The following is a 26,978-nucleotide window of genomic DNA, read 5'->3' as shown; positions in this document are numbered from 1 at the left end:
AGTTTGCCGCGCCCTGCAAATCAGCAAACTCCGCTAAGCGGAATTAGCTTATCGCCCATGCCCGCGCCGCAGGTTGACCTGCGATCAACGCTTGTCAGGGCCATGGCTTTTTCCGATCATCCGGCGCAAGAAGAACCTGCGCGCCCTGCCCTTTCGGGCCGGATGCGCCAATGGCAAAACACGGGGAACGCTGTGGCGGAGAGTTACAATATCGTCGTCGAGACCGCGGAGAAGATCTTCGCCGATCTCGCCGATCCGCAGACCGTCAACAACGACAAGAAGGATTCGTGGCAGGCGCCGCTGTGGCACGCGCTGAGCGAAGCCGGCCTGCCGCTGTCCTGGGTGCCCGACGATCTCGGCGGCTCCGGCGCGAGCCTTGCCGACGGCTTTGCGCTGCTGAACGCCGCCGGCCGTTTCGCAGTCGCGGTTCCCCTGGCCGAGACCATGCTGGCCGGCTGGCTGCTGGCGCAGGCGAAGATTCCTTCCCCAGAGGGAGAGATGACGCTGCTGCCGGCCTCGCCGAAGGACCGGATCACGCGCGACGCCGACGGCGCGCTCTCCGGCCGCGCCCGCGGCGTTCCGTTTGCGAAAGCGGCAAAGCACTTCGCAGTGCTGGCACACGGCAAGGACGGCGCTGCGATCGCGCTGGTCGACGCCAGCAAGGGGCGGATCGAGACCGGGCTCAATGTCGGCTATGACCACAGCGACACCGTCACGCTCGACAAGGTGCAGCCCGTCACCATCAAGCCCGCCCCGAAGGGCTTTGACCAAACCACCCTGATGCTGATGGGCGGCGTCGCGCGCAGCCTTCAGATTGCGGGCGCGCTGGAAGCGATGCTCGACATCTCGGTGCGCTATTCCAACGAGCGCGTCGCCTTCGAGAAGAAGATCTCCAAATTCCAGGCGGTGCAGCACAACCTCGCCCGCCTCGCCGGCGAGTCGGCTGCTGCGCTTGCGGCTGCGACCTCCGCGGCCGACGCCATCGCCAATGCAAAGTCGTTCGACGACGCGGTCTACCTCGAAGCCGCCTCGGCAAAAATCCGCTGCGCGGAAGCTGCGGAAAAGGGCGGCGCCATCGCGCATCAGGTGCATGGCGCGATCGGCTTCACCCTGGAGCACATCCTGCATCGCTATTCGCTGCGGGCGCTGGCCTGGCGCGACGATTTCGGTTCGGAGAGCCATTGGGCCGTCGAGCTCGGCAAGCTGGTCGCAAACCGCGGTGCCGATGAATTGTGGCCGCTCGTGGCTTCGCGCTGATCAGGGACGAGACAACAATGACCGCTGCCCTCCGTTTCGATCCGATCCGCCTGCCTGAAAAATGCGAGCAATTGCGCAAGGAAGTGCGCGCCTTCCTCGCGGAGGAAATCGCCGCCGGCACTTTCGATCCGCATAAGCCGAACCGCGAAGACACCGACGCGCCGGAATTTTCCCGCCGGGTCGGCGCCAAGGGCTGGCTGGGCATGACCTGGCCGAAGAAATATGGCGGCCAGGAGCGCTCGTTCCTCGAACGTTACGTGGTGACCGAGGAAATGCGCGTGGCCAATGCGCCGACACGGCGCTTCTTCGTCGCCGATCGCCAGAGCGGGCCGGTGCTGCTGAAATACGCCCCGGAAAATATCAAGATGGACATCCTGCCGCGCATTTGCCGCGGCGAGATCTGCTTTGCGATCGGCATGAGCGAGCCGAACTCCGGCTCGGACCTGTTCGCCGCGAAGACGCGCGCGACCAAGACCGACGGCGGCTATCTCATCAACGGCACCAAGATCTGGACCTCGTCGGCGCACATCGCCGACTACATGATCGCGATCTTCCGGACGTCGCAACCGACCAAGGAAAACCGCCGTCACGGCCTGACGCAGTTTCTGGTCAAGATGAAGCAGCCGGGCATCCAGGTGAACCCGATCGGCCAGATCACCGGCCAGTACGAGTTCAACGAGGTCGTCTTCACCGATTTCTTCGTGCCTGACGATCACGTGCTCGGCGAAGTCGACGGCGCCTGGAAGCAGGCGACGAGCGAGCTAGCCTATGAACGCTCGGGCCCCGAGCGTTTTCTGGAGACCTATTACGTGCTGACCGAGCTGGTTCGCGCGGTCGGCCCCAATCCGGACACGCGCAGTGCCGAAGGCATCGGCCGGCTGGTGGCGCAGCTCCACACCATGCGGCGGATGTCGGTCTCGGTTGCCGGCATGTTGCAGGCCGGCAAGGAGCCGGTGGTGGAAGCGTCCATCGTCAAGGACATCGGCACGGTGTGGGAGCAGCAGCTGCCGCACCGCGTGCGCGATCTCGCCGCCTTCGTCGAGGAGACCGCGACCAACCGCGAGACGCTGGAGCGGCAGCTCGACTTCGCCATCAAGACCGCACCGAAACTCACCATCCAGGGCGGCACCACCGAGGTGCTGCGCGGCATCATCGCCCGCGGACTTGGTTTGCGCTAGGCGCGCGGACCTGGTTTGCGCTAACTCTTCGAGGACATCATGAGCACCTATAAAGATATCGGCGTCGAGAAGGTCGGGCATGTCGGCACCATCGAGATTCGTCGCCCGCCGCTGAACTTCTTCGACATCTCGTTGATCAACCAGATCGCGGATGCGCTCGACGAATTCGATCGCGACATCGAGATCCGCAGCTCGGTGCTGTCCGCGCAAGGCAAGGCGTTCTGCGCCGGCGCCAATTTCAAGGACCCGGCGCGACAGGCGCAGGAGGCGCGCGAAGCCGAGAAAACCGCCAAGGGCGATCCGGCCGACAGCCTCGGCGCGATCAACCATCTCTACATCCAGGCGGTGCGCATCTTCCGCGCCAAGAAACCGATCGTTGCAGCCGTGCAGGGCGCCGCCATCGGCGGCGGGCTCGGGCTCGCGGTGTCCGCGGACTTCCGCGTCACCTGCCCCGAAGCACGCTTCTCCGCGAACTTTACAAAACTCGGCTTCCATCCCGGCTTCGGCCTGACCGTGACGCTGCCCGAGCTGATCGGCAAGAACAACGCCGAGCTGATGTTCTACACCAGCCGCCGCGTCACCGGCCAGGAAGCGGTCAAATGGGGCCTCGCCAACGAGCTGGTGCCGCAGGACCAGGTCAAGGCGGCCGCACTGAAGCTCGCCGGCGAGATCGCCGAATGCTCCCCGCTCGGCCTCGTCTCCACCCGCGCGACGATGCGCGCCGACTTGGCCGACCGCGTCATGGCCGCGACCAATCACGAGCTCGAGGAGCAGACCCGGCTGCGCGCGACGGAGGATTTCAAGGAAGGCGTGAAGGCCACGGAAGAACGGCGTGTGGCGAATTTCAAGGGGCGGTGATTGCGCTCTTCCTTCTCCCCTTGTGGGAGAGGGATTAACCCCGCCCCACCACCAGCGCATCGACGATCGTGACGCCCTGCCCCTCCGGGTGCACGTGCACCGGGTTGAGCTCGATCTCCGCGATTTCCTCTGCATGCCGTGACGCAAGCACGGAGATGTCGGCAATCAGTTGCGACGCCGCCGCGACATCCGCCTTCGCCGCTCCCCGAAAACCATTCAACAACGGCGCGGCCTTCAGGCTCGCCAGCATCGCGCCGGCTTCTTTCGCGCTCACGGGCGCCGGGCGGTAGACGACGTCGCGGAACAGCTCCGTGGTGATACCGCCGAGGCCGACCATCACCATCGGCCCGAAGGTCTTGTCCGTCATCGTGCCGATGATGATCTCGACGCCTTTCTTCGCCATCGGCGCGACCAGCACGCCTTGAATTACGGCATCCGGCCGGTGCTTGCGCGCATTGTTGAGCAGCGCTTCGAACCCAAGAAACACCTCGCCCTTGGTGGTGATATTGACGCGCACGCCGCCGACCTCGCTCTTGTGCGCAATGTCCGGCGACTGGATTTTCATCACCAGCGGGAAACCGACGCCCGCGACGGCCGCGTCCAACTCGTCCTTCTCTTTCACCAGCACTTCGGCCGGCAGCACAACGCCGGCGGCGCGAAGCAATTCCTTGCTGTCGGCCTCGGACAGAACCGATGAAGTCAGATGCGCCGAGAGATCGCGCGCGGGCAGCTCCGCCCCATCCGCCGGCTTCTGCAGTTTGAAATTGGCGTAGTCGACCAGCTGCCGCATCGCCACACCGACATGAGTCAGACCGGACAGCACAACGACGCCGGATTTGGCAAGCTCGTGCCGGGCGAAGTCCGACGGCACCGTATAGGAGTAAAACACCACGGGCTTGTGCTGCGCGGCCAATACCGGCTTCAGCTCCGCTTCCCTGAAGGGCTTGCGCACCTCGCTCGACAGCGACAGCAAGACCAGAATTGCATCGACCTCGTCCGAAGCAGTCAGCAGATCAACGCTCTTTTGCAAGCCCCCCGACGTCACGCCTTGCGCTGTGACGTCGATCGGATTGCGCGCGGTGCCGTAGGACGGCATCAGCGTCTTGATCTCCGCCTGGATTTTTCCGGAGAGCTCCGGCACTTGCAAGCCTTGCCGCGCCACGGCATCGGCGCCCCAGATGCCGGCACCGCCGGAGACGGTGACCACGGCGACGCGATCGCCTTTCGGCAACGGATTGCTCGCAAGCACTGCTGCGATCGTCAGCGCCTCGTCGAGATCGTTGGAGACGATGAAGCCATATTTGGCAAACACGGCGTCGTAGGCCGCCGACCACCCGGCCATGCTCGCGGTGTGCGAGGCGGCCGCGCGCATCCCGGCGCCGGAGCGGCCGACTTTTGTCACGATGACAGGCTTCTTCAGCTCGGCTGCCCGGCGCGCTGCCGCGAGAAACTTGTCGACGTCGCGAATGCCTTCGATGAACAGCAGGATCACGTCGGTCGCGGCGTCCTGCACCATGTAATCCAAAAATTCACCGGCCCCCAGATCGGATTCGTTGCCCGCACTGACGACATAGCTCACGGCAATGCCGATCGCCTTGGCGCGGTGATAATAGGCAAAGCCGATGCCGCCGCTCTGCGCGACAATGCCGATCCGTTTCGTCGTCGCGACCAGCGGCGCCACGCCCGGCTTGACGTCCACGGCGGGACTGAACGTTGCCGCCACACGCTGCATCTGGCTGAAAAAGCCCTCGGCGTTCGGACCGGAAATCCGCATGCCGGTGCGCCCGGCCAGCGCCGCGATCGCGTCCTGCATCGCCGCGCTGTCGCCACCTTCCTCGGCAAATCCGGAGGAGATGATCACTGCGTTCCTGACGCCGGCGGCGGCGCATTGTTCGAGCGCGGCAAGCACGGCGCGTGCGGGAATGATGATGACGGCGAGATCGATCGGCGCGCGGATCTCCGTGATCGATTTGTAGCAAATGAGCCCGTCGATCTCGGCGTAGTTCGGGTTCACCGGGTAGATTTTTCCGGGATACTCGTTCTTGCGCAACATCGACAACAGCCGGCCGGGAATCTTCTCGTGATCGCGCGAGGCGCCGATCAACGCGATGCTTGCTGGTGCGAAGAAGCTGTCGAGCGGATGCGGCATGTGACGTTCCTTACTCGCCGGTAGCCGTCGCCCTTCGAGGCTCACCGAAGCGGCGAGCACCTCGGGGTGACGGATAACGATCAAGGGATCAACTGACGCGGAACGTCACCCCGCCGAGCAAAAACTCGTCGCCTGCAACCGCAAGCCCCTTTGCCTTGGCCGCATGCAGCACCTGTGCTTTGTCCGCAACCCGAAACTCCAGCCCGCTCATGATCTCGCCGGCGCCTTTGACGAAGCGGAAGGTCGCATTGGGCAGCTTCAATTCGGTATCGCCACTCGGCGCAACGCCGATGATCTTGCCCCAATGCTCGGCCAGCCCTGTTGGATCCGGGCTCTGCATCTCCACGCTCGTCAACGTCTGCGTCACGTCCTTGCGGATAAATTTCTGCCAGTCCGGCCCCGCCGGCGGATACGGCCCCAAAATGTCGTCGCTGCCCTCGGTGTGGTTGAACTCGATGAAGGCGGCGCGGCAGTCGCGGGGATGGAGCTGCACGCCGTGATAGGGCGCGTGGTCTATGACGTTGGCCGTGCGCACGCCAAGCGCGTTGGCGTTACAGCCGCGCTCGTCGGGATCGTTGCAGCAGAAGATCGCCATGTAGCCGCCGCGCCCGCCGCTCTTTTCGATGAAGCGACCGGCGGTGGTGCCGTCCTTGAACGGTGCGACGACCTCCAGCAGAATCGTGTCGACCGGAAGCAGCGCGTTCTCCAGGCCGTATTTTGCGACATTGCCGTCGCGATAGCAGACGGCGAGGCCCATGATTTCCGCGATGTCGGAGATGACAGGCGCGAGCTGCGGCGCGACCAGGCAAATCTGCCGCAGCCGCATATAGGGCGCCATCGTCATGCGCCCTTGAAGGTCGGCTTGCGCTTCTCGACGAACGCCTTTGCAGCCTCCTTGTGGTCCTCGGTGTCGCTGCAGCGGGTGTGATGGATCGCCTCGCCGTCGAAGCAATCTTCGAGCGCGAGATGCTCGGCATTGTTGATGTTGCGCTTGATGAAGCCCAGCGCAATGGAAGGGCCCTGCGCCAGCGACAGCGCCAGCTCGTGCGCGGCCGTGTCGATCTCGGCATCGGGGACGACCTTCGTCACCATGCCGATCGCATGAGCCTCCCTCGCGGTCAGGACCGGCGACAGCAAATAGAGCTCGCGCGCCCGCGCACTGCCGAGCAGCTGGGTGAGGAAATAGGTACCGCCGTAATCGCCGGAGAAGCCGACTTTTGCAAAGGCGGTGGTGATCTTGCAGGATTCGGAGACGATGCGGAGGTCACACGACAGCGCCATCGACAGACCCGCGCCGGCCGCGGCGCCATCGAGCTGCGCCACCACGGGTTTCGGCATCTGGTGCAGGATGCGCGACACCTCCATGCCGCGGCGCAGGTTCGCCATCTTCACTTCGAACGGCGGCGGCGCGCGTCCCTCCGCCATCGACTTGACGTCGCCGCCGACGCAGAAGCTGCCGCCCGCGCCTTTGAACAGCACCGCACGCACCTCCGGATCGTCCGCCGCGCGCCGCGCCGCCACGACCAGCCCGGCGACCATGTCCGGGTTGAGCGCGTTCTTCCGTTCGGGCCGGTTCATGGTGATGGTGAGCAGCCCGCCTTCGAGCTTCTGCAGGACCATGTCGTTGCTCATGGGACGTCTCCCTTGTTGTTGTTTGATAGAGCTTTGGCCACACCCGTCATTGCGAGGAGCGAAGCGACGAAGCAATCCAGACCGTCTCTGCGGAAACATCTCTGGATTGCTTCGCTCGCAATGACGAGCCTTATTTCTTCACCAGCGGGCAGCGCGACTGCTCCAGCGACTGGAACGCCTCGCTGCCGGGCACGGTGGCGAGCAGCTTGTAGTCGTCCCAGCGGCCCTTGGACTCCGACGGCTTCTTGACCTCGAACAGGTACATGTCGTGGATCATGCGGCCGTCCTCGCGGATCTTGCCATTTTTGGCGAAGAAGTCGTTGATCGGTGTCTCCTTCATCACCTTGATCACCGTCGCAGCGTCGGTCGTGCCGGCCGCCTTCACCGCTTTCAGATAGTGCGTCACGGAAGAGTAGACGCCGGCTTGCGCCGAGGTCGGCGGCCGCTTCATGCGCTCCTGGAAGCGCTTCGAAAACGCACGGGTGTCGTCGTTGAGATCCCAGTAGAAGGCTTCCGCAAGCAACAGGCCCTGCGCGGTCTCGAGCCCGATCGAGTCGATATCGGTCACGAAGGCGAGCAGCGGCGAGACTTTCTGACCGCCCTTGGTGATGCCGAACTCGGCCGCCTGCTTGATGGCGTTGACGGTGTCGCCGCCGGCGTTGGCAAGGCCAATCACCTTGGCCTTGGAGGCCTGGGCCTGAAGCAGGAACGACGAAAAATCCGACGTGTTGAGCGGATGGCGCACGCTGCCAAGCACCTTGCCGCCGGTCTTGGTCACGACGGCGCTGGTGTCCTTCTCCAGATCCTGACCGAAGGCGTAGTCGGCGGTCAGGAAGAACCAGGTGTCGAGGCCCGACCTCACGGCCGCGAGGCCGGTCACGTTGGCCTGGCCGTAGGTGTCGAACACGTAGTGAATGGTATAGGGACCGCAGGCCTCGTTGCTGAGGCGGATGGAGCCCGGGCCGTTGAACATGATGATCTTGTTGCGCGCTTTCGCGATCTCGCCGGCGGCAAGCGCGGTCGCGGAGGCCGCGACGTCGTAGATCATCTCGACGCCCTGGTTGTCGAGCATATCGCGGGCGATGTTGGCGGAGAGATCGGCCTTGTTCTGATGGTCGGCGGCCAGCACCTGGATCTTGCGTCCGAGCACCTCACCGCCAAAGTCCTCCACGGCCATCTTGGCGGCGGTCTCGCTGCCGGGGCCGGTGATGTCGGCATACAGGCTCGACATGTCGAGGATGCCGCCGATCTTCAGCGGCGGCTTGTCCTGCGCCTGCACGGCGCTCGCACTCAGCGCCAATGCGGCGGCAAAAATGCCCGACAAAACATGCTTCATCGAAAAAGACCTCCCTTATCGCGCCGTACTCTGATGGCGGCTTGGTTATTGCTCTTGGTTCTTGCTCTTGGCTAAAGCTGTTGCCGCAATCATGCCGCATGCACGAGAGCGCAGCAAGCGAAGGTGCGCTACGGGGACACGATTGGCGCGTACGTTTTCCGCAAAACGGAATGGCCGTGTGCGGCAAGATGCTTCCACGCCGTCCTTGTCTCGCTGCGCCCGCAATGACGGAGTGTAACGAAGCCTCTTCGCGACACGCCGCGCTTGAGTTAAGACTGGCGGGCAACGCAACCTCTCCGGGTCACGTGACGCAACGGCTTCACCTCATCGTCGCAATCCTTCTCGTCGCGGGTCGCAGCGCATTCGCGAGCCCGTGCCGGTTCGAGTCCCAAGGCGAAGGCCGCGTCGTCGCGATCGATGCGCGCAGCGTCCGTCTTGACGACGGCCGCGACATCCGCCTGAACGGCATTGAGCCGACCGCGACGACGAAGCAGGCGCTGACCGCGCTGCTCGTCGGCCGCGACGTGATTCTGCGCAGCGCTGACGACACGCCCGACCGCTATGGCCGGCAAGGCGCGCTGGTCTTTGTCGGCGAGAGCGACATCTCCGTGCAGGCGGTGCTGCTCGCTCAGGGCGACGCCATCGTCTCCGCCGAGATCACCGACAAGGATTGCGCGACCGCCCTGATGGAATCGGAGGCCGAAGCGCGGCGCCAAAAAAAGGGCAACTGGGCTGACCCGTCGGCCATAAAAAACGCGGAAAGTCCGGACGATATTTTGGCGGAGATCGGGCGTTTTGTGGTGGTCGAGGGCAAAGTCCTGTCGGTCCGGCAAGCTGGGGCAATAACCTACCTCAACTTCGGACGGAACTGGACGCGCGGCTTTGCCGTGACTATTTCAAAGCGGACACTACCGGCATTCGAAAGCGCCGGGACCGCTCTTAAGTCTCTGGAGAATAGACGTATTCGCGTCCGGGGCTGGGTCGAGGGGAATACGGGGCCGCGTATCGATGTACGCCTCGCGGGACAGGTCGAGTTGCTCGGCGCAAACGAGCCGACAGGGGTAGGGCCCTAAAAGGGCCAGGCACGGGTTAAGCAACGTGAATGGGGTGCTAGAACGGCACGGACGAGGCGAACGCCGCCGCCTGCGGGCAGCGCCGGCCGTGCTATGCCTTGTTCTGGGTTCAGCCCTTGCCGGCTGCGGTGACATGAACCGGTTCCAGACCGCCGCGGCACCGCCGATCGTGGCGATGCCCAAGCCGAAGCCGGCCGTCGCGCAGACCCCCGCCACCGAGAAGGAGCACGAGCGCATCCTGGCGAGCTATGGCGGCACTTACGACGATCCCAGGCTCGAATCGCTCGTGACCAAAACGGTCGACCGGCTGGTCGCGGCGTCCGACCGCCCCGACCAGGGGTACCGGGTCACGATCCTCAATTCCGGCGCGGTGAACGCCTTCGCGCTGCCGAACGGCCAGCTCTATGTCACCCGCGGCCTGCTTGCGCTCGCCAGCGACACCTCGGAATTGTCCTCCGTGCTGAGCCACGAGATGGCGCATGTGCTGTCCAAGCACGCCGCGATGCGCGAGGACCAGGCGCGCCAGGCCGCGATCGTCACCCGCGTCGTCACCGACATGAGCAACGATCCCGATCTCACCGCGCTCGCGCTCGCCAAGACCAAGCTGACCATGGCGAGCTTTTCGCGTAATCAGGAGTTCGAGGCCGACGGCATCGGCGTCGGCCTCTCCGCCAAGGCCCATTTCGACCCTTATGGTGCCGCACGTTTTCTCTCGGCGATGGAGCGCAATGCGGAGTTGAAAGTCGGAAAGACTTCGCTCGATCCGCGCGCGCAGGATTTCACCTCATCGCATCCGGCAACGCCGGAGCGCGTGCAGAACGCGCAGACTATCGCGCGGCAGTACTCAGCGCCAGAAGGCGCCGAGCGCGACCGCGAAACCTATCTCGCCGCGATCGATAACCTTGTCTACGGCGAAGACCCCAGCGAAGGTTTTGTCCGCGGCCGGCGCTTCCTGCATCCGAAGCTCGGCTTCACCTTCCAGGCGCCGGACAATTTTACGCTCGACAACACCGCGCAGGCCGTGATCGGCGTGCGCGACGGCGGCTCGCAGGCGATGCGTTTCGACGTCGTCCGGGTGCCGGCCGAGCAGTCGCTCGGCGATTACCTGAATTCCGGCTGGATGGAAGGCGTCGAGAAGGCGTCCACGGAGGACATCACCATCAACGGTTTCCCGGCGGCGTCCGCGACCGCCAAGGGCGACCAGTGGCAGTTCAAGGTCTATGCGCTGCGCTTCGGCAGCGACGTCTACCGCTTCATCTTTGCGGCACGGCAGAAGTCGACCGAGAGCGAGCGCAATGCGCGCGAGACCGTCAGTTCATTCCGCCGCCTGACGCTCGACGAGATCCAGGCCGCGCGCCCCCTGCGCATCAAGGTCATCACCGTGCAGCCCGGCGACACCGTGGAATCGCTCTCCCACCGCATGGCCGGCGTCGATCACCCGGCCGAACGTTTCCGCGTGCTCAACGGCCTCGATCGCAACGCTCAGGTGAAGGTGCGGGATCGCGTGAAGGTCGTGGCGGATTGAGGCTGCAGTAGGATGGGCAAAGCGAAGCGTGCCCACCATTCTCGACGCGATGTTTGCGGATGGTGGACACGGCGCTACGCGCCTTTGCCCGCCCTACAAGCCGCTTGCGCCCTAACCGCCCGCGTCCATGTCTCCGGCCTCGCGCTGGCCGCTGAGCCAGAGCGCGAGCAGGGTCCAGAACGCGCCTGACAGCAGATACGCTCCCGAGGCGATGACGCCGAGATTGGTCGCAAGCAACAGAGCGACCAGCGGCGCGAAGCCGGCGCCGAACAGCCAGGCCATGTCCGAGGTCAGTGCCGAGGCCGTGTAGCGATACGCCTGCTTGAAGTTCGAGGCGATCGCGCCCGACGACTGGCCGAACGACAGGCCGAGCAGGATGAAGCCGATCACCATGTAGATGGTCTCGCCGAACGCGCCGGCATCGAGCAGCTGCGGAGCAAAGCCGCTGTAGATCGCGATCGCGATCGCCGATCCCATCAGCAGCGACTTGCGGCCGACGCGGTCGGCGATGACGCCGGAGAGCACGATCGCGCCGACGCCGAACACGGCGGCGACGATCTCGATGATCAGGAAGCGCACCGGGCTTTCGCGGGTGAACAGGAACACCCAGGACAGCGGAAACACCGTAACCATGTGGAACAGCGCAAAGCTCGCCAGCGGCGCGAATGCGCCGAGCATGATGTTCTGGCCTTCGCGCGCCACAGTCTCGGAGATGCGCGAGGGCTGCAATTCGCGGGTCTCGAACAGCGAGGCATATTCTTCCGTCGTCACCATGCGCAGGCGCGCGAACAGCGCCACGACGTTGATGGCGAAGGCGACGAAGAACGGGTAGCGCCAGCCCCAATCGAAGAAATCGTCGGCCGAGAGATTCCCCGCGAAATAGGCGAACAGCGCGCTCGCCACGATCAGCCCGAGCGGCGCGCCAAGCTGCGGCACCATCGCGTACCAGCCGCGCTTTGACGGCGGCGCATTCAGCGCAAGCAGCGAGGCCATCCCGTCCCAGGCGCCCCCCCAGGCCAGACCCTGCGCGATGCGCGCCAGCGCCAGCAGCCAGATCGCCGCAACGCCGATCTCGTGATAGCCGGGCAGGAACGCGATCGCGACGGTGGCGGTGCCGAGCAGGAACAGCGCCGAGATCAGCTTGGCCGTCTTGCCGTATTCGCGGTCGACCGTCATGAAAATGACGGTGCCGATCGGCCGGGCCACGAAGGCCAGCGCGAAGATCATGAAGGAATAGAGGGTGCCGGTCAGTTCGCTCGTGAACGGGAACACCAGGCGCGGAAAGACGATCACCGAGGCGATCGCGAAGACGAAGAAGTCGAAGAATTCCGAGGTGCGGCCGATGATGACGCCGATGGCAATCTCGCCGGGACGGGCCTGGTCGTGGCCGTGCTCGCCCGAGTGGAGGTCTGCCATTGCGGGGGTCTGTGCCGTCGCCATTGGTGCGCCCTTAACGTCCTGAAAACCAAAGCCGACCGCCCGGCGGGGCGCCAGGCGATCCGGTTCTGTTTGGCGCAACATTTCGCACTGCAACATTGGACAAATTGTCCAATGTCCGGATTGCTGCGTCGCAGCTACCCCTTGGTCTCACGAAAGAAACTCATTCTCATAAGGTCGGCCCGTGTCCCGTCTCAAGATCCTGGCGCTGCTACCCCTGGCGGTTGCACTCAGCGGCTGCAACTACGTCGTGCTGGCACCAGCCGGCGATATCGCAGCGCAACAGCGCGACCTCGTCATCATGTCCACCGTCCTGATGCTCCTGATCGTCGTTCCCGTGATGGCGCTGACGGTGCTGTTCGCCTGGCGCTACCGCCAGTCCAACACCGACGCCCGCTACGAGCCCGAATGGGACCACTCGACCAGCCTTGAGCTGGTGATCTGGTCGGCGCCGCTTTTGATCATCGTTTGCCTGGGCGCGCTGACCTGGATGGGCACGCATCTGCTCGATCCCTATCGCAACATCGGCCGCATCTCCGCGGAGCGCTCCGTGGACCAAAGCAAGGTCCCTCTCGTGGTCGACGTCGTCGCGCTCGACTGGAAGTGGCTCTTCATCTATCCGGACTACGGCATCGCCACCGTCAATGAGCTCGCGGCGCCGGTCGATCGTCCGATCAATTTCCATATCACCGCGTCTTCGGTGATGAACTCTTTCTACATCCCCGCGCTCGCCGGACAGATCTATGCGATGCCGGGCATGGAGACGTCGCTCCACGCCGTGATCAACCACGCCGGTACGTATAAGGGTTTCTCAGCGAACTATAGCGGCGCCGGTTTCTCCGGCATGCACTTCAACTTCCACGGGTTCGACGACAAGGGCTTCGACGCCTGGATCGCCAGCGCCAAATCCGGCGGCGGCTCGCTCGGCCGCGCCGAATATCTCCAGCTCGAGAAGCCCAGCCAGAACGAGCCGGTGCGGCGCTACGGCACCGTCGATTCCGATCTCTACCGCCTGATCCTCAACATGTGCGTCGAGATCGGCAAGATGTGCCAGAGCGAGATGATGGCGATCGACGCCAAGGGCGGCCTCGGCCATGAGGGTCTGAACAACACGCTGCCGCTGGCCTACGACAAATACGCGCGCCGCGGCACCGCGCTTGGGCCGGAGCCCAGCTTCGTCGCCGGCACCTGCACGCCCGATGCGCCGCAGGGCAGGACCACCGCCTCCATCACGGCACCGCTCGACACCGCGCCGCTACTCGGCGCCGGCCTGAAGCGGCCGACTTTCACGCCGCTGAAGTCCTCGTCCTTCTTCCTCGGACAACGTCCGAAGTCAGATTCGTAAAGAGATCCCGCATGTCTCCTGATCTTCTCAAGCTCATCTTTGGCCGGCTCACCTTTGAATCTCTGCCGCTGCACGAGCCGATCGTCGTCGGCACCTTTGCGGTGGTGGCGACCGGCGGCCTCATCATGTTCGCCGGTCTGACCTATTTCCGCCTCTGGGGCTATCTCTGGAGCGAGTGGTTCACCAGCGTCGACCACAAGCGCATCGGCATCATGTACATGATCCTCGGCATCGTGATGCTGCTGCGCGGCTTCGCCGATGCGCTGATGATGCGGTTGCAGCAGGCGCTCGCCTTTGGCGGCTCGGAGGGCTATCTCAACTCCCATCACTACGACCAGGTCTTCACCGCCCACGGCGTGATCATGATCTTCTTCGTGGCGATGCCGCTGGTCACCGGCCTGATGAACTTCGTCGTGCCGCTCCAGATCGGCGCGCGCGACGTGTCGTTTCCGTTCCTGAACAATTTCAGCTTCTGGATGACGGTCGGCGGCGCGGTGCTGGTGATGGCCTCGCTGTTCATCGGCGAATTCGCCCGCACCGGCTGGCTCGCTTATCCGCCGCTGTCGAACATCGGCTACAGCCCGGACGTCGGCGTCGATTATTATATATGGGGGTTGCAGGTTGCAGGCATCGGAACGACGCTGTCCGGCATCAACCTGATCTGCACCATCGTCAAGCTGCGCTGCCCCGGCATGACCATGATGCGGATGCCGGTGTTCACCTGGACCGCGCTCTGCACCAACGTCCTGATCGTCGCTTCCTTCCCGGTTCTGACCGTCGTGCTCGCGCTGCTTTCGCTCGACCGCTACGTCGGCACCAACTTCTTCACGAACGATTTCGGCGGCAGCCCGATGATGTACGTGAACCTGATCTGGATCTGGGGTCATCCCGAGGTCTACATCCTGGTTCTCCCCGCCTTCGGCATCTTCTCCGAGGTGACCTCGACCTTCTCCGGCAAGCGGCTGTTCGGCTACACCTCGATGGTCTACGCCACTGTCGTCATCACCATCCTGTCGTACCTGGTCTGGCTGCACCACTTCTTCACGATGGGGTCGGGCGCCAGCGTCAACTCGTTCTTCGGCATCACCACGATGATCATCTCGATCCCGACGGGCGCGAAGATGTTCAACTGGCTGTTCACGATGTATCGCGGCCGCATCCGCTTCGAGCTGCCGATGATGTGGACGATCGCGTTCATGCTGACCTTCGTGCTCGGCGGCATGACCGGCGTGCTGCTGGCGGTGCCGCCGGCCGACTTCGTCCTGCACAACAGCCTGTTCCTGATCGCGCATTTCCACAACGTGATCATCGGCGGCGTTGTGTTCGGCGCGTTCGCCGGTATCGGCTACTGGTTCCCGAAGGCGTTCGGCTTCAAGCTCGATCCGTTCTGGGGCAAGCTGTCGTTCTGGTTCTGGGTCACCGGCTTCTACCTCGCCTTCATGCCGCTCTATGTGCTCGGCCTGATGGGCGTGACCCGGCGCTTGCGCGTGTTTGACGATCCCAGCTTGCAGATCTGGTTCATCATCGCCGGCATTGGCGCCTTCCTGGTCTTCCTCGGCATCCTCTCGATGCTGATGCAGTTCGCCGTCAGCTTCCTCAGGCGCGAGCAGCTCAAGGACGTCACCGGCGATCCCTGGGATGCGCGCACGCTGGAATGGGCGACCTCGTCGCCGCCGCCGGCCTATAACTTCGCCTTCACCCCCGTCGTCCACGACAATGACGCGTGGTGGGATATGAAGCGCCGCGGCTACCAGCGTCCGCTCACCGGGTTCAAGCCGATCCACATGCCCAGCAGCACCGGCACCGGCATCATCCTCGCCGGTCTTGCCACCGCGATGGGTTTCGGCCTGATCTGGTACATCTGGTGGCTTGCCGCCGCGAGCTTCGCTGCGATGCTCGTCGTCGGGATCGGCCACACCTTCAACTATCACCGCGACTTCGACATTCCGGCTGACGATGTCATCCGGGCCGAGGACGCGCGCACCAAACTACTCGCCGGAGCCAAGTAATGACTGTCACTGTCAATCCCGCGCAAACCGGCGAACCGGTCTTCTACCTCGCCGACGAACACCCGCATCCAGAAGGCTACAGCACCTCGCTGGGCTTCTGGATCTATCTGATGAGCGACTGCCTCATCTTCGCGATCCTGTTCGCCACCTTCGGCGTGCTCGGCGGCAATTACGCCGCCGGTCCCGCGCCGAAGGACCTGTTCGAGCTGCCTTTGGTCGCGGTCAACACCTCGATGCTGCTGCTGTCGTCGATCACGTATGGCTTTGCCATGCTGACCATGCAGCAGAACAAGATCGGCCAGACCCAGATGTGGCTGGCCATCACCGGCCTGTTCGGCGCCGCCTTCATCGGCATCGAGCTCTCCGAGTTCGCCCACATGATCCATGAAGGCGCGACGCCGCAGCGCAGCGCCTTCCTGTCCGCCTTCTTCACCCTGGTCGGTACCCACGGCCTGCACGTCACCTGCGGCCTGATCTGGCTGGTGACCCTGATGGTGCAGGTCTGGAAGTTCGGCCTGATCGAGGCCAACCGCCGCCGCCTGATGTGCCTGTCGATGTTCTGGCACTTCCTCGACGTGGTCTGGATCGGCGTCTTCACCTTCGTCTATCTCCTGGGAGTTCTGCGATGAACACCGATACTCACGCTGCCCACGCGGACGATCATCACCAGGGCGACAGCCACGCCCACGGCTCGTTCTCGACTTACATGCTCGGCTTCGTGCTCTCGGTCGTGCTCACCGCGACCCCGTTCTGGCTGGTGATGAGCGGCGCGCTTCCGAGCAAGCAGATCACCGCGCTGGTGATCATGGCCTTCGCGGTCGTGCAGATCGTCGTGCACATGATCTACTTCCTGCACATGAGCCCCAAATCCGAGAACGGCTGGAGCATGATGGCGCTGATCTTCACCATCGTCATGGTGGCGATCGCGCTGTCGGGTTCGCTGTGGGTGATGAACCACCTCAACAGCAACATGATGCCGATCCACCAGATGACTGGAATGAAATGAACGAGACTGGGACTGTGATAAGCAAAGCAGACGGGGCTCGCGGAAAAGCTGCGCGTCCGTCCTTGTGGCTCACGGTCCTCTCGCTCACGGCCTTTGCACTTCTGATCGCGCTCGGCGTCTGGCAGATCGAGCGCCGCGCCTGGAAGCTGGCGCTGATCGATCGCGTCGAGCAGCGCGTTCATGCCCCGGCCCAGCCGATCCCCTCGATCGCGTCATGGCCCGCGGTGTCCACCGCAAATGACGAATACAGGCATGTTAGCGTCACCGGCCGCTTCCTGCATGACCGCGAGACGCTGGTTCAGGCCGTCACCGAAGAAGGCCCGGGCTATTGGGTGCTGACGCCGCTTCAGCGCAGCGACGGCACGATGGTCCTGGTCAACCGCGGCTTCGTGCGGTCCGAGCGGCGCGACGCGTCGATGCGCCGGGACGGCAATCCGGACGGCCAAGTCGAAATCACCGGCTTGTTGCGCATCACGGAGCCGAAGGGCGGATTCCTCAGGAACAACGTGCCCCAACACAATCGCTGGTATTCACGGGATGTCGCCGCGATTGCGGCGGCACGCGGGCTCGGCGAGGTCGCGCCGTTCTTCGTCGATGCCGACGCCGGATCACAATCCAGCAGCGGTCCGATCGGCGGATTGACCGTGGTCCGCTTTCCCAATAACCACCTGATCTATGCGCTGACGTGGTTTGCCCTGGCTTTCATGCTGGCCGGCAGACTTTTTGTCACATTCGGCGGCGGGCTGTTCCGCCGCAAGAAGCCCTGGAGCGGCTTCGTCCACGAAGCGGCCGGCGGCTCCGATGCCGTCGCCCGCAGGACGGGATCAGATGCTGGAACGATCGTCGAGCCAACCTGACGACGGAAGAACGCATGGCGCTGTCACGCTGCAATCGCAGGCGGACGCGCGCAGCGAGCTGATCGGGGCTGCGCCGACCGACGACGAGACCAACCGCAAGAACATGGCGCTGCTGATCCAGCTGCGCTGGACTGCGGTGGTCGGCCAGATCGTGACCATCGGCGGCGTGCATGTCTGGCTTGGCATTCCCCTGCCCCTCACCCGCATGGGCGCGGTGATCGGCGCGCTGGTGTTTCTCAACGTCTCCAGCCTCGTCTGGGTGCGCCATCGCGCCGCGATCACCAACAACGAGCTGCTGGTCGCCTTGATGCTGGACGTCGCCGCGCTGACCGCGCAGCTTTATCTCAGCGGCGGCGCCACCAATCCCTTCACCTCGCTGTTCCTGCTCCAGGTGACGCTGGGCGCGGTGCTGCTCGATGGCCGCTCGACATGGTCGCTGGTCGCGTTGACCTGCGCGAGCTTCGTCTGGCTGACGGTCGCGTACCGGCCGCTCGACTTGCCACCGAACCCGCTGAGCGAGACCTACACGCTCACCGTCGCCGGCATGCTGCTGGGCTTCGTGCTCAACGCCGTGCTGCTCGTGGTGTTCGTCACCCGCATCAACAGGAATTTGCGCCAGCGCGACGCACATCTGGCGGCGCTGCGCCAGCATGCCGCCGAGCAGGATCACATCGTGCGCATGGGCCTGCTCGCCTCCGGCGCGGCGCACGAGCTCGGCACGCCGCTCGCCTCGCTCTCGGTCATCCTCAGCGACTGGCGGCGCATGCCCGACCTCGCCGCCGATCAGGAGCTGGCCGAGGATCTCGCGGAGATGGAGACTTCGCTGCAACGTTGCAAGACCATCGTGACCGGCATCCTGGTGTCGGCCGGCGAGGCCCGCGGCGAAGGCTCGTCTCCGACGACGGTGACGGCCTTCGTCACGGCGCTGGTGGAAGAGTGGCGCGACGCGCGCTCGGCGCACACGCTGTATTTCGTCAACACCTTCGGCGAGGACGTCGCGATCGTGTCCGACATCGCGCTGAAGCAAGTCATCTTCAATGTGCTCGACAACGCCTACGAGGTCTCGCGCGACTGGGTCGAGCTCGTGGCCGAGCGCGAGGGCGATAATCTCGTGCTGTCTATCAGCGACCGCGGCGCGGGCTTTGCGCCGGAGATGCTGGCACAGCTCGGAAAGCCCTATCAATCGAGCAAGGGCCGCGCCGGCGGCGGGCTCGGCCTGTTCCTGGTTGTGAACGTCGTGCGCAAGCTCGGCGGCAGCGTGACCGCCGAGAACCACAGGAAGCGCGGCGCCACCGTCCGCCTCACGCTGCCGCTCGCAACGCTCGCGATCGGAGGCAGCTTTGACGCCTGACCGCTCGCTCATCGTCGTCGAGGACGATGCCGGGTTCGCGCGCACGCTGAAGCGTTCGTTCGAGCGCCGCGGCTACGAGGTCGTGCTCGCCGCCTCGATCGAGGACGTGCGGAAAGCTCTGGAGCAACGATCGTTCGGCTATGCCGTCGTCGACCTCAAGCTCGGCGGTGCCTCGGGCCTCGCCTGCGTCGAGCTTTTGCATACGCACGACCCGGAGATGCTGATCGTGGTGCTGACAGGCTTTGCCAGCATCTCCACCGCCGTCGAGGCCATCAAGCTCGGCGCATGCCACTATCTGGCAAAGCCGTCGAACACCGACGACATCGAAGCCGCCTTCAGCAAGGCCGAAGGCAATGCCGAGGTCGCGCTCGACGCGCGGCCGACATCGATCAAGACACTCGAATGGGAGCGCATCCACCAGACCCTGATCGAGACCGACTTTAATATTTCGGAAGCGGCGAGAAGGCTGGGGATGCACCGGCGCACGCTGGCACGAAAGCTAGAGAAGCGGCCGGTGAAGTGAGCCAGCGCCCCGACCAGTGCGAACCTAGGGTGGGTTAGCGTCGCGTAACCCACCTCTTTGTTTTTCGCGTGGAAAGAGAAGCGGTCGGTTACGCCTAGCGGACTGCGCAACGCGCAGCCGCGAGGATAACCCACCCTACGAAACCACGAACTCCGAACAAAAAGCCCGGCCAAACGGCCGGGCTTTTGAACTGTTGCGATGAACGCGAGACGCTACGCCGCCTCGTCGGCGACCGTGGTGCCGCCGCCGCCCTCGGTCTCGTCGCTTTCGCCCTCGGCGTCCGTATCGGCCTCGCCTTCGGCGGCTTCCGACTTGGCGCCGGTGCGGCGCGGGCTCTTGGCGAGCTGGGCCTCGATCTCCTTGACCGCTTCGGTCTCGGTCGAGTGCTGCACCACCGCGATCTCGCGGGACAGACGGTCGAGCGCTGCTTCATAGAGCTGGCGTTCGCTGTAGGACTGCTCGGGCTGCGACTCGGAACGGTAGAGGTCGCGCACGACTTCCGCGATCGCGACGATGTCGCCCGAATTGATCTTGGCTTCGTATTCCTGGGCGCGGCGCGACCACATGGTGCGCTTGACGCGGGCGCGGCCCTTGAGTGTCTCGAGCGCACGCTTCACCAGCGCAGGATCGGACAGCTTGCGCATGCCGACATTGGCGACCTTGGCGGTCGGCACGCGCAGCGTCATCTTGTCCTTGATGAAGTTGATGACGAACAGCTCGAGCTTCGCGCCGGCGATCTCCTGCTCCTCGATGGCCAGGATCTGGCCGACGCCGTGAGCGGGATAGACGACGAATTCGTTGGCCTTGAAACCCTGACGCTGGGTCACGACCTTCTTTTCCTCGACCTTCGGCGCAACAGCCGCGGGCTTCACGACCGGCTTGGCGGCAGCGACAGGGGCGGCCTTGGCAGGAGCAGCAGCAACCTTCGCCGCGGCCGGCTTGGCAGCGGGAGCCTTGGCAACAGCAGGTTTGGTAGCAGGCTTGGCAACAGGGGGCTTGGCAGCAACAGGCTTGGCCACGGTCGCTTTCGCGGCCGGCTTGGCAGTCTTGTTAGGCATTGCGCTTCTTTTGTTCTTCGAGGACTTTGCAGCCGGCGCCTTCGTCGCGGTCCGACCCTTGGATGCGCTACGGCTGGCCGCGGCGACTTTCTTGGCCACCTTGTGGGAAGCCTTCGCAGAAGTACTCTTTTTACGCGTTTTCTGTGACACAGCCTGTGCGCGGAAACTGCCACGCCCCTGTTCGACATCTGGTTTCACGGGAACCCAACGGGCCGACGGGGCTGACGAAGGGTTCGGTTTAATGTGCCCAATATAGCACATTTCCCGCAAAAATCAATGATTTAGGGGTCTTGAGGGCTGGTTTTCGGCGGTAGCGCCGCTATTAGGGTTAAGTTTGGGCCCGAATTAGTCGCCGGAGCCTGGGTTCGGAGAAAAATACTTGTCGAACTTGCCCTCCACGCCGTCGAATTCCTTGGCGTCGGCAGGTGATTCTTTCTTCTGGGTGATGTTCGGCCAGCTCTTGGCGTAGTCGGCGTTGACGGTGAGCCACTTTTCCAGGCCCGGTTCCGTGTCCGGCTTGATGGCGTCGGCGGGGCATTCCGGCTCGCACACGCCGCAGTCTATGCACTCGTCAGGATGGATGACGAGCATGTTCTCGCCCTCGTAGAAACAGTCGACCGGGCAGACCTCGACGCAGTCGGTGTACTTGCACTTGATGCAGTCTTCAGTGACGACGTAAGTCATCCAACGCTCCGAAAAGCTCTTTTAAAACTCGCGGCTTGCGTAGCGCGGATGGCCCGGCGCTGCAAGGTCGGCAACGGCCGATCATGACGGCTTTATGTGTCCGATCGACCAAGAAATGAATTCAAAGCGCAATTAATTGCGCTGAGAATTTGGAGGGCCTTCACTGACCTCTTCGTAGAGCACACGGGCCGATGCGGCATCGCCGCGGCGCTCGTTGAAGGCTGCGACTTTCAAGACGCGCACGGTGCGATCGAGCGCGACGGTGAGCACGTCGCCGATCTTGACCGCATGCCCCGGCGATTTTTCGCGCACGCCGTTGACGCGGACATGGCCGGACTCGACGAGTTCAGCAGCCGAGGTCCGCGCCTTCACCACCCGCGCATGCCACAGCCATTTGTCGATGCGCTGCCGCTCGGTCGTGACTCTATTCCTTCTGACGCGTTTTCTTCACGCGAACCGCTCCGCACTTCGCTTGAAAACGCTGTGCTACTCCTTACGCCCGGACAGCTGCTCTTTCAGCGCGGCGAGCTTTGCGAACGGCGAGTTCGGATCGGCAGGACGATCGCGCTCGCGCGGGGTGGCGCTCGAGGCGTAGGGACGCAGCGACGGGCCGCCCTGGCGGTCGCGGCCCTTGTCGCGGTCGCGGCCACGGTTGTCGCGGCCCTTGTCGCGATCGCCGCCGAACTTGCCCTTGTTGCGATCGCGATCCTTGTTGTCGCGGTCCTTGCCTTGATCTCGACCTTGGAGGCTGCGGTTCTTGTCGCCGCGCCCCTGTCCCTCCGGACGCGGCGCAGCTTCGCCACCGCCTTCGCGCGGCTTGCGGAAGTCTCTGCCGCCATCGCGACCGGAATCTCTGCGATGACCACCGCCATGGCGATGACGCTCGCCGCGCTTCTCGCCGTCGGCGGCCTGCGCTGCTTCGCCTTCGGCAGGCGCGGCGCCTGCTTCAGCACCCGCCTGCGGGCGCGGCTGGTTGTGGTGGCGCTGGTTACGATGGCGCTCGTGGCGCGGCTTGCGATCGTCGTGACGGCCGCTCGGACGCCAGACCTCGATGAGCTCGGGCTCGGCGGGCGTGGCCGCGGCCTCCACAGGCGCAGCGGCATCGGCCGACGCAGCGGCTTCGGCTGCAGCGGTCTCTGCGGGAGCGGTTTCGGCGGGAGCAGCTTCGGCAGCCTCGATGGGTGCAGCAACCTCTTCCACAGGCGGCGCGATGCCGGGAGCGTCTTCCGGCGTGACGGGGGCTTCAGGGGAAGCTTCGAGAGCCGGTTCTTCGTGCACGGGCTCGTCGTGCTGCTCCATGCCGGGCGCGTCTTCGACGGTCACAGGCTCGGCGGCGGCTTCGATTGCGGCATCCGCAGACACGGCAGCGTCTTCGACCGGCGTTTCCGTCTCGGGCGTCTCGGCCGGAGCTTCGGTGCTTGCTTCAGCAGCCGGCGTCTCCACGACAACCGGCTTTGCCGGCAGCGGTGGGCGCTTATCCATGCGGTAGCCGAGCGCGCGCAGCACGGACGCAAAGTCCTCGCCGGCCGAGCCGGTGAGCGACGTCATCGCCTGCGTCACGACAAAACTGCGGCCGTCGAACGCGCCGGCGGGCTTCTCGCCCGACGCGTTCTCGCGCCAGGCCAGCGCCGGGCGGATCAGATCGGCAAGGCGCTCCAGGATATCGACGCGCACGGCACGCTCGCCGGCCTGCTTGTAGCCGAGCACGCGATAGGCATCGCGCGGCAGCTGCTTGTCGACCGGGAACGAGGTGCGGCCCGAACTTGCCAGATGCTGCGCGCCCGACAGCGCGGAGGGATCGACGTTGTCCTGCTTCAGCGCCCAGAGCAGGGCGGCCAGCGCACGCCCGGCCGGCTTCAGCAGGCCGGGGAAATAGATGTGATAGGCGCCGAAGCGGACGCCATATTTGCGCAGGACGGCGCGCGAGGGCTGGTCGAGGTCCTTCAGCTCGTTGGCGATCTTCTGGCGCTCCAGCACGCCGAGCGCCTCGACGAGCTGGTAGGCGATGCCGCGGGCGATGCCGGTGACGTCCTCGGCCTTCGACAGCTCGAACATCGGCCCGAGCAGCTTTTCGATGTGCGTCTTGAGCCAGAGGTCGAGCCGGGCCTGCACCTTGTCGCGGGGGCCGCCGGTCAGGCGTTCGTCGGAGATGATGCGGATGCGCGGATGCAGCGCGTCCTCTGCGGCAGACAGCCGCGCCACAGCGTCGCCGGTCCAGCGGATCATGCCTTCCGAGGTCAGCACGAACTGCTCGTCCGGCGCGTTGCCCAGTTTTTCGGCGCGCGCGTTGATCTCGCCGGCGAGCACGGCCTGCGCTGCCGCCTGCAACGCTTTCGCATCGGAGCCGGCTTCCGCCGCATCCGGTGCAAAGGTGAAGCCATCGAGGCGGCCGATGACATGGCCTTCGACGATGACTTCGCCGGTCTTGCCGATTTCAGTATTCAAGCTCGTGTTCTCCCGCAGGCGGCGCATCAATACACTGGTCCGGCGATCAACGAAACGCTCAGTCAAGCGTTCATGGAGCGCATCCGATAATTTATTTTCGACCTCGCGGGCGATTCCCTGCCAGCGTTCGGGGTCTTTCAGCCAGTCCGGGCGGTTGGCGACGAAGGTCCAGGTGCGAATCTGCGCAATCCGGGCCGAGAGGGTGTCGATATCACCGTCGACGCGGTCGGCCTGGTCGATCTGGGTCCTGAACCAGGAATCGGGGATGCAGCCCTTCTGCATCAGGAAGCCGTACAGCGTGGTGACCAGCTCGGCATGGGCGGCCGGCGACAATTTTCGGTAGTCCGGGATCTGGCAGGCCTCCCACAGCCGTTCCACGGCCTCCTTGCCATGCGCGACATCGCGCACCTCGGCGTCGCGGGCGGCATGGTCGAGCACGCGCATGTCCTCGGCGATCGGCGCGCGCGTCAGCGCCTCATGGCCGGGGCCCAGGTTCAGGGACACCTGGAGCGCGCCGAGCGAGGCGAAATCCAGCTTCGAATTGCGCCATTGCAAAACCTTGACCGGGTCGAAGGTGTGGTTCTGCAGCGCGTTCACCAGCTCGGGCTCGAACGGCCCGCAGCGGCCGGTGGTGCCGAAAGTGCCGTTGCGGGTGGCGCGGCCGGCACGGCCGGCGATCTGGGCGAATTCGGACGGCGTCAGGCGGCGGAACTGGTAGCCGTCGAACTTGCGGTCGGAGGCGAAGGCGACGTGGTCGACGTCGAGATTGAGGCCCATGCCGACGGCGTCGGTGGCGACGAGATAATCGACCTCGCCGTTCTGGAACATCGCCACCTGCGCGTTGCGGGTGCGCGGGGACAGCGATCCCAGCACCACGGCGGCGCCGCCATGCTGGCGGCGGATCAGCTCGGCGATGGCGTAGACCTCGTCGGCCGAGAAGGCGACGATGGCGGTGCGGCGCGGCTGGCGCGTGATCTTGCGGTCGCCGGCGAATTCCAGCTGCGACAGGCGCGGCCGCGTGATCATGGAGACGCCCGGCAGCAGCCGCTCGATGATCGGGCGCATCGTCGCCGCGCCCAGCAGCAGCGTCTCGTCGCGGCCGCGGCGGTTGAGGATGCGGTCGGTGAAGACGTGGCCGCGCTCGAGATCAGAGGCGATCTGCACCTCGTCGACGGCGAGGAAGGAGACGTCGAGATCCCGCGGCATCGCCTCAACGGTGGAGACCCAGTAGCGCGGCGATTTCGGCTTGATCTTCTCCTCGCCTGTCACAAGCGCGACGGCATCGGGGCCGACCCGCGCGGCGATCTTGTTATAGACCTCGCGTGCGAGCAGGCGCAGCGGCAGCCCGATCATGCCCGAGGGATGCGCGAGCATCCGCTCGATGGCGAGATGGGTCTTGCCGGTGTTGGTCGGCCCGAGCACCGCAGTGACGCCGGCGCCGGGAAGCCGCTCGGAAGCGAAGGGGGAGGAGGAAAAGGGCATCTCAGAGATTAGGTAATGGCGATTGGGGCGAATGTCAGTGCTGTTTTGGGGCGGGCCGGAGGCTGGGCCTTGCTCCTCATCCTGAGGAGCGCGTCAGCGCGTCTCGAAGGACGAAGGCCCCGGATGGTGCCGGGCCCCTCGCCCTTCGAGACGGCCGCTTACGCGGCCTCCTCAGGGTGAGGGGATCAAGCAGCGGAGAATATGGTGACGCTCCCCAAACCCCGCGCAACTGTCTCACTTTGCGACGCTTTTCCCTGTGTCTTTAAGCTTCGGAACGAGTTGAGAACGAATCGCGGCCGAATCGCAGACTCCCCATGAGTCCTGTTCCGTTCACGCAACATGTCGCGGGAGACTTACTGGTTGTGCACTAGATGGAGTTTCGGGCTGCCGCACAAGCGACGTTTCGGTGGCGCGTTCCTTAAAATTGGGGATGGCGCGGAGTCGAATCAGAATCGGCGAGGAGTCAAATGGATTCCCTGCTCAAGGCCCCCTCCAAAACAAAACCGCGAAAACAACCCCATGCACAGTAGGTAAGTCGTTGAAATCGCTCGTGTCTGCTTTCGCAAAAAAGGGCGAGGCGCCAGGCCTACTGCGTCTTCGCGACCCGCGGCGGCTGGGCTGATGTGATGAAGCTGGTGGCTTCCAGCATCGCGGGGCCGAGCGGCGTCGGCACTTTCAGCCAGAACGGGACCAGGACGCGCGTGCCCGCCACCGGCGCGAAGGCGATCTCGATGTTGCGCTGGGCGGCGAGGTATTTGATCACGGGGCGGTCGGGGATGTAGCCCGCCACAGGCACGAAGAACAGCGAGCAGACCACGACCGGGCCGTGATAGCCCTTCTCCGCCTTCACGGTCTCCATGCGCTTGAAATCCAGCTTGAGTTCGTAGCGCATGCGGCCGTCGAACACGGCGGCGCTGCCGTGGCAGGCGTCCGGCGACAGCACGTCGCCGGTGCCGGGCACGCGCACCAGCGAGGCCGTCATCGGATCCCAGACGCCACGGCGATGCGCATCGGTGACGACGATGCGGTCTGCATCGACCGGGGGCTCCGGTACGATGGCAAAATCCTTCACATTGCCCTTGTCGAGCGTGATGCGGATTTCCTCGGTCTTTTTCGAGGTGGTGGTGGAGGCTTGGTAGCCGGTCGCGACCAGAGCGCCGTTGATCACCCGCCCTTGGCTGGCGCCGGTGCCGGACCCGCCCGCGAACGACTTCAGCAGCCCCGTGGTGCCGCCCGAGGCGGCTGCGGCGAACACGTCGTCTCCGATATCGATGTTCCAGGCGCCTCGCCCGACGGGAATGCCGGCCAGCGAGGCCTCATATTGCGCCTCGAGCTTGCCCTGCGCCGCCGCGGGCTCCGCCGCCCACGCCAAAACCAGCCCGCACAGGGCCGCCATGGCCAGCCGGCCGGCGGAGCGCGGATCGCTTGCGCGCCGCTCCGTTGAGCGCAGGCCGGGCGCATGATGAGGCGTTGTGAACACGAAACAATCCAATCGGAGCGCGAACGGTTGTTACTTAAGCCAAATACCACGGCAAGCAATGTGTCCGGGCATGTCCGCTTCCGAACTCCACTGAACTCTTCGGGTGCGAATACGCCCTTTATGTGATGGTAAAGCGCTTGAAACACTGCCGTTTTGGTGATCGGGGGATTGCTCCGGGCTCCAGTACCTCTCCCGCTTGCGGGAGAGGTCGCGCGAAGCGCGGGTGAGGGTTTTCTCCTCTTGGGGACACTGCCTGTGATAACGAGTGCCCCCTCCGCGGAGGTACCCCCACC

Annotated in this window: 22 protein-coding genes; 12 read left to right on the top strand and 10 right to left on the bottom strand. The window is 64.6% G+C overall.

Annotation, left to right across the window (positions count from 1 at the left end):
* Positions 1-192 precede the first annotated feature (192 nt).
* The 3 genes from IVA74_RS23465 to IVA74_RS23455 are packed head-to-tail and all read left to right on the top strand — an operon-like array spanning position 193 to position 3,293.
* Positions 193-1,257, top strand: coding sequence for an acyl-CoA dehydrogenase family protein (locus IVA74_RS23465; RefSeq protein ID WP_247348557.1), 1,065 nt, complete (start codon positions 193-195; stop codon positions 1,255-1,257).
* A 17-nt stretch (positions 1,258-1,274) separates the two neighbouring features.
* Positions 1,275-2,435, top strand: coding sequence for an acyl-CoA dehydrogenase family protein (locus IVA74_RS23460; RefSeq protein WP_211400069.1), 1,161 nt, complete (start codon positions 1,275-1,277; stop codon positions 2,433-2,435).
* 39 nt (positions 2,436-2,474) lie between these two features.
* Positions 2,475-3,293: an enoyl-CoA hydratase/isomerase family protein gene (locus tag IVA74_RS23455; protein WP_247348555.1), complete on the top strand. Its 819-nt coding sequence runs from the start codon at positions 2,475-2,477 to the stop codon at positions 3,291-3,293.
* A gap of 34 nt (positions 3,294-3,327) precedes the next feature.
* Here the strand turns inward: IVA74_RS23455 and IVA74_RS23450 are convergent, their stop codons facing one another.
* The 4 genes from IVA74_RS23450 to IVA74_RS23435 all read right to left on the bottom strand — a co-directional run bounded on the left by IVA74_RS23450 (position 3,328) and on the right by IVA74_RS23435 (position 8,410).
* Positions 3,328-5,442: an acetate--CoA ligase family protein gene (locus IVA74_RS23450; protein ID WP_247348552.1), complete on the bottom strand. Its 2,115-nt coding sequence runs from the start codon at positions 5,440-5,442 to the stop codon at positions 3,328-3,330.
* Positions 5,443-5,530: 88 nt separating this feature from the next.
* A complete protein-coding gene (locus IVA74_RS23445; protein ID WP_247348549.1) occupies positions 5,531-6,280 on the bottom strand; it encodes a hypothetical protein in 750 nt (249 codons plus the stop codon).
* Between the two features lie 2 nt (positions 6,281-6,282).
* Positions 6,283-7,074 (bottom strand): enoyl-CoA hydratase, encoded by a 792-nt coding sequence (locus IVA74_RS23440; protein WP_247348547.1) that lies wholly within the window; start codon positions 7,072-7,074, stop codon positions 6,283-6,285.
* 130 nt (positions 7,075-7,204) lie between these two features.
* On the bottom strand, positions 7,205-8,410 hold the full coding sequence (locus tag IVA74_RS23435) for an ABC transporter substrate-binding protein (protein ID WP_247348544.1): 1,206 nt from the start codon (positions 8,408-8,410) through the stop codon (positions 7,205-7,207).
* Positions 8,411-8,634: 224 nt separating this feature from the next.
* On the opposite strand from IVA74_RS23435, the gene IVA74_RS23430 reads away from it, so the two are divergent.
* Together IVA74_RS23430 and IVA74_RS23425 are read left to right on the top strand one after the other, a co-directional pair.
* Positions 8,635-9,483: a thermonuclease family protein gene (locus tag IVA74_RS23430; protein WP_247348715.1), complete on the top strand. Its 849-nt coding sequence runs from the start codon at positions 8,635-8,637 to the stop codon at positions 9,481-9,483.
* A gap of 133 nt (positions 9,484-9,616) precedes the next feature.
* Complete coding sequence (locus IVA74_RS23425; protein WP_247348541.1) at positions 9,617-11,008, top strand: M48 family metalloprotease; 1,392 nt, start codon at positions 9,617-9,619, stop codon at positions 11,006-11,008.
* 111 nt (positions 11,009-11,119) lie between these two features.
* Here the strand turns inward: IVA74_RS23425 and IVA74_RS23420 are convergent, their stop codons facing one another.
* Entirely contained in the window at positions 11,120-12,448 is a 1,329-nt protein-coding gene (locus IVA74_RS23420) for an MFS transporter (RefSeq protein WP_247348539.1), read from the bottom strand.
* A gap of 181 nt (positions 12,449-12,629) precedes the next feature.
* Between IVA74_RS23420 and cyoA the strand changes: the two genes are divergently transcribed.
* The 7 genes from cyoA to IVA74_RS23385 are packed head-to-tail and all read left to right on the top strand — an operon-like array spanning position 12,630 to position 19,536.
* A complete protein-coding gene (cyoA, locus tag IVA74_RS23415) occupies positions 12,630-13,790 on the top strand; it encodes a ubiquinol oxidase subunit II (RefSeq protein ID WP_247348536.1) in 1,161 nt (386 codons plus the stop codon).
* 11 nt (positions 13,791-13,801) lie between these two features.
* The gene (gene cyoB / locus IVA74_RS23410) at positions 13,802-15,799 is read left to right on the top strand and encodes a cytochrome o ubiquinol oxidase subunit I (protein WP_247348534.1); all 1,998 of its coding nucleotides are present in this window, start codon (positions 13,802-13,804) and stop codon (positions 15,797-15,799) included.
* Positions 15,799-16,428, top strand: a complete 630-nt coding sequence (gene cyoC / locus IVA74_RS23405; RefSeq protein WP_247348530.1) for a cytochrome o ubiquinol oxidase subunit III — start codon at positions 15,799-15,801, stop codon at positions 16,426-16,428. The genes cyoB and cyoC overlap by 1 nt, the downstream gene beginning before the upstream one ends.
* Positions 16,425-16,805, top strand: a complete 381-nt coding sequence (gene cyoD / locus IVA74_RS23400; protein WP_247348527.1) for a cytochrome o ubiquinol oxidase subunit IV — start codon at positions 16,425-16,427, stop codon at positions 16,803-16,805. The genes cyoC and cyoD overlap by 4 nt, the downstream gene beginning before the upstream one ends.
* Positions 16,802-17,662 (top strand): SURF1 family protein, encoded by an 861-nt coding sequence (locus tag IVA74_RS23395; protein WP_247348524.1) that lies wholly within the window; start codon positions 16,802-16,804, stop codon positions 17,660-17,662. The genes cyoD and IVA74_RS23395 overlap by 4 nt, the downstream gene beginning before the upstream one ends.
* The gene (locus IVA74_RS23390; protein ID WP_247348521.1) at positions 17,634-19,013 is read left to right on the top strand and encodes an ATP-binding protein; all 1,380 of its coding nucleotides are present in this window, start codon (positions 17,634-17,636) and stop codon (positions 19,011-19,013) included. Before IVA74_RS23395 ends, IVA74_RS23390 begins: the two co-directional genes overlap by 29 nt.
* Complete coding sequence (locus tag IVA74_RS23385) at positions 19,003-19,536, top strand: response regulator transcription factor (protein ID WP_247348518.1); 534 nt, start codon at positions 19,003-19,005, stop codon at positions 19,534-19,536. The genes IVA74_RS23390 and IVA74_RS23385 overlap by 11 nt, the downstream gene beginning before the upstream one ends.
* Positions 19,537-19,748: 212 nt before the next feature.
* On the opposite strand, the gene IVA74_RS23380 is transcribed toward IVA74_RS23385, so the two are convergent.
* The 5 genes from IVA74_RS23380 to IVA74_RS23360 all read right to left on the bottom strand — a co-directional run bounded on the left by IVA74_RS23380 (position 19,749) and on the right by IVA74_RS23360 (position 26,601).
* On the bottom strand, positions 19,749-20,594 hold the full coding sequence (locus IVA74_RS23380) for a CarD family transcriptional regulator (RefSeq protein ID WP_247348515.1): 846 nt from the start codon (positions 20,592-20,594) through the stop codon (positions 19,749-19,751).
* 345 nt (positions 20,595-20,939) lie between these two features.
* Positions 20,940-21,278 (bottom strand): ferredoxin FdxA, encoded by a 339-nt coding sequence (gene fdxA, locus IVA74_RS23375; protein WP_247348513.1) that lies wholly within the window; start codon positions 21,276-21,278, stop codon positions 20,940-20,942.
* 132 nt (positions 21,279-21,410) lie between these two features.
* Positions 21,411-21,680 carry an RNA-binding S4 domain-containing protein gene (locus IVA74_RS23370; RefSeq protein WP_346730975.1) on the bottom strand — a complete coding sequence of 90 codons (270 nt, stop codon included), beginning with the start codon at positions 21,678-21,680 and terminating at the stop codon, positions 21,411-21,413.
* 84 nt (positions 21,681-21,764) lie between these two features.
* A complete protein-coding gene (locus IVA74_RS23365) occupies positions 21,765-25,205 on the bottom strand; it encodes a helicase-related protein (RefSeq protein WP_247348507.1) in 3,441 nt (1,146 codons plus the stop codon).
* A gap of 586 nt (positions 25,206-25,791) precedes the next feature.
* On the bottom strand, positions 25,792-26,601 hold the full coding sequence (locus IVA74_RS23360; RefSeq protein ID WP_247348714.1) for a DUF3108 domain-containing protein: 810 nt from the start codon (positions 26,599-26,601) through the stop codon (positions 25,792-25,794).
* Between the last annotated feature and the right edge of the window lie 377 nt (positions 26,602-26,978).

Source organism: Bradyrhizobium sp. 132 (assembly GCF_023074185.1).
In the GTDB taxonomy this organism is placed as follows: domain Bacteria; phylum Pseudomonadota; class Alphaproteobacteria; order Rhizobiales; family Xanthobacteraceae; genus Bradyrhizobium.
The sequence above is the reverse complement of the archived record's forward strand: the minus strand, read 5'-3'. Positions and strand labels throughout refer to the sequence as shown.